Annotated in this window: 1 pseudogene; it reads right to left on the bottom strand. The window is 53.2% G+C overall.

The window, feature by feature from the left end:
* Positions 1–515, bottom strand: a pseudogene (locus J5224_RS35225) (murein DD-endopeptidase MepM); the annotation flags it as partial.

Here is a 515-nt window from a genome sequence, read left to right as displayed (position 1 = left end):
CTGACCCTTCCCGATCGTAGAACTTACCGTCGGCCGCACGGATAGCAAAGTAATCTTTATCGCCGGTGTTCAGCCGAACACCGATCAATTCGCTCTGCTCACTGCGGCCGTCGAGAATTTCCCGCGATAGCAATACCGAGAAATTATCGTCTTTGCGCAGTTTGCGGAAATCGAGCTGCCATTGCAGCGCCTTGATCACCGCATTGACTTCACTGTCGGTCAGACCCGCCGTTTTGGCGCTCTGCACAAAACTGCCACTCAGGCGACCGTTGATAACGCGGTTGTGCCACTCCCCTTTCTGCATCTCCACGCGTTCTTTAAAACCGTTATCGCCGCGCTCATAGATACGGGTTTCACGACGCGACATCTGCCACGTCAGGCTTTGCAATTCACCGTCATCGTTGACTGTCCAGGAGAGCTGCTGGCCGATCTTGAGATTACGTAAGTCGTCGTGTTTATCGGCCAGCAGCGACACATCAACCATATCAATGCCGTACTGGTTCAAAATGCTGCTT

Source organism: Candidatus Symbiopectobacterium sp. NZEC135, from assembly GCF_025962695.1.
Note: the sequence above shows the minus strand (reverse complement) of the source record. Positions and strands in the feature narration are given on the sequence as shown.